Annotated in this window: 2 protein-coding genes; both read left to right on the top strand. The window is 65.2% G+C overall.

The window, feature by feature from the left end; genetic code table 11:
- A partial coding sequence (locus ACXJL8_RS38330; RefSeq protein ID WP_456686737.1) for a xanthine dehydrogenase family protein molybdopterin-binding subunit occupies positions 1-2,160 on the top strand: 2,160 nt, incomplete at its 5' end.
- 121 nt (positions 2,161-2,281) lie between these two features.
- Entirely contained in the window at positions 2,282-2,731 is a 450-nt protein-coding gene (locus ACXJL8_RS38325; RefSeq protein WP_456622112.1) for a c-type cytochrome, read from the top strand.
- The last annotated feature ends 74 nt before the right edge of the window (positions 2,732-2,805 follow it).

Genomic DNA, 2,805 nt, shown 5'->3' with positions numbered 1-2,805 from the left:
AAATACACCATCGATGCGGGCCGCGCCCGCACGCTGCCCGGCGTCGCGCTGATTCTGACCGCGGACGATGTTGCGGATCTCGGCAATCTGCCCTGCCTGTTCAATCTCGAGACCGATCCATTCACCGGCCCGCCTTACCCGATCCTGGCCAAGGACGAGGTGCGCCATGTCGGCGATTCYATCGCCTTCGTGGTCGCCGAGACCATCGACCAGGCCCGCGACGCGATCGAGGCCATCGAGGTCAAGTGGAGCCCGCTGCCGGCGGTGACCGGCGTCGTCAACGCGGTGAAGAAGGGTGCGCCGCAGGTCTGGCCGGACAAGGCCGGCAATGTGCTGTTCGACGTTTCGATCGGTGACAAGACAGCGACCGAAGCCGCGTTTGCGAAAGCGCATGCGGTCGCCGAAATCTCCATCGTCAATCCGCGCGTGGTCGCGAGCTTCATGGAGACGCGCGCCGCCGTCTGTGAATACGACGCCAAGGCCGATTATCTGACGCTGACCGTCGGCAGCCAGGGCAGCCACCGCCTGCGCGACATCCTCTGCCAGAACGTGCTCAATATCCCGACCGAGAAGATGCGGGTGATCTGCCCCGATGTCGGCGGCGGTTTCGGCACAAAGCTGTTTCCGTATCGGGAATACGCCCTGATGGCGGTCGCCGCGCGCAAGCTGAAGAAGGCCGTGAAATGGGCGGCCGATCGCTCCGAGCACTTCATGGGCGATGCGCAGGGCCGCGACAATGTGACCACCGCGRAGATGGCGCTTGCCGAGGACGGCAAGTTCATCGCCATGGATTGCGACCTGATGGGCGACATGGGCGCCTATCTGTCGACCTTCGGGCCCTACATTCCGCATGGCGGCGCCGGCATGCTGCCGGGCCTCTACGACATCCAGGCCTTCCACTGCCGGGTGCGCACCATCTTCACCCACAGCGTGCCGGTGGATGCCTATCGCGGCGCGGGCCGCCCCGAGGCGGCCTATGTCATCGAGCGCCTGGTCGATGCCTGCGCCCGCAAGCTCGGCATGACGCCCGACGCGATCCGCCGCAAGAACTTCATCCAGCCGAAGGCGCTGCCGTACAAGACCGCCACCGGCAAGGTCTACGATTCCGGCGATTTCGCCGCGCATCTGAAGCGCGCGATGGAGATCGGCGAATGGAAGGAGTTTTCCAAGCGCGCCAAGCTCGCCAAGAAGCAGGGCCTGATCCGCGGCATCGGCCTGGCGAGCTATGTCGAGATCTGCGGCGTGATGGGGGAAGAAACCGCCAATGTGCGGCTCGACCCCAATGGCGACGTCACCGTCCTGATCGGCACCCAATCGAGCGGGCAGGGCCACCAGACCGCCTACGCGCAGATCGTCGCCGAACAGTTCGGCTTGCCGCCGGAGCGCGTGCACGTCCGCCAGGGCGACACCGCCGAGATCGCGACCGGCCTCGGCACCGGCGGCTCGGCCTCGATTCCCACCGGAGGCGTCTGCGTCGAGCGCGCCTCGGGCGAGCTCGGCAACAAGCTGAAGGAATTCGCCGCGCAGGCACTGGAAGCGAGCATCGGCGACCTTGAAATCACCGACGGCGTGATCCGTATCGCCGGCACCGACCGCTCGATCTCGTTTGCCGATCTGGCCAAGCGGCCCGGCGCCGATCCATCGAAGCTGAACGGCAGCGCGACCTTTGCCAGCGCCGACGGCACCTATCCCAACGGCACTCATCTGGCGGAGGTCGAGATCGATCCGGCCACCGGCATCATCAAGATCGTCAACTATGTGATCGTCGACGATTTCGGCAAGACGCTCAATCCGCTGCTGCTGGCCGGGCAGGTGCATGGCGGCGCCATGCAGGGCATCGGCCAGGCACTAATGGAGCAGGTGATCTACGGCGCCGGCGACGGCCAGCTCATCACCGCCACCTACATGGACTATGCGCTGCCGCGGGCGGCCGACGGGCCGTCCTTCGTGTTCGAGACCGCCAACGTTCCCTGCAAGACCAATCCGCTGGGGGTAAAGGGGGCGGGCGAGGCCGGCGCGATCGGCTCCTGCCCGGCCATCGTCAACGCCATCGTCGACGGGCTCTGGCGCGAATACAAGATCGACCACATCGACATGCCGGCGACGCCCGAGCGGGTGTGGATCGCCATCAACGAGCACCATCGCCGCCACAGCCTCTAGGCCATGATCTCCGCGCGCGGGAATAAACGCCCGCCGCGGGGTTCTAGTCAGCGGTGGGCCATGCCTCCCGCAAGGCGCGGCCTCCTCCCCAAACCGTCTGCGAGCCCGGAGAAAAACACCTATGAAACGGACGATGATTGTCGTGAGCACCCTGCTGCTGGGTGCGGGCGCCGTGATGGCGCAGCAGGAGCTTGCCGTTCAGCAGGACAATCTGATGCGCTCGATCGCCAAGAACCAGTATGGCGTCATCCAGAAGATGACGAAGGGCGAGATCCCCTTCGACCAGAAGGCCGCCGATCAGGCCATCGCCAACATCGAAGCCGACGTCGCCAAGATCGCAAAAACCTTCGAGGTCAATCCCAAGCAGGACGTGGTGAACGCCACCTACGGCGCGTCACCAAAGGTCTGGCAGAACAAGGCCGATTTCGACGCCAAGATCCCGCCGGTGCAGAAGGCGATCGCCGACGTCAAGGGCAAGATCACCGATCTGGCGAGCCTCAAGGCCGCCTACACCAGCATCAACGACCGCTGCACCGACTGCCACGAGACGTATCGGGTCAAGCTGAAGTAGCGCCCGACATTTTCCCACGCTCGACCTCGTAGCCCGGATGGAGCGCAGCGAAATCCGGGAAGCGTGCGCGAGCC

It is taken from the genome of Bradyrhizobium sp. P5_C11_2 (assembly GCF_054049755.1).
Note: the sequence above shows the minus strand (reverse complement) of the source record. Positions and strands in the feature narration are given on the sequence as shown.

Excerpts from the sequence above, each read along its gene's own strand:
- ACXJL8_RS38325 (WP_456622112.1), top strand. The coding sequence starts at position 2,282 with ATGAAACGGACGATGATTGTCGTGAGCACCCTGCTGCTGGGTGCGGGC.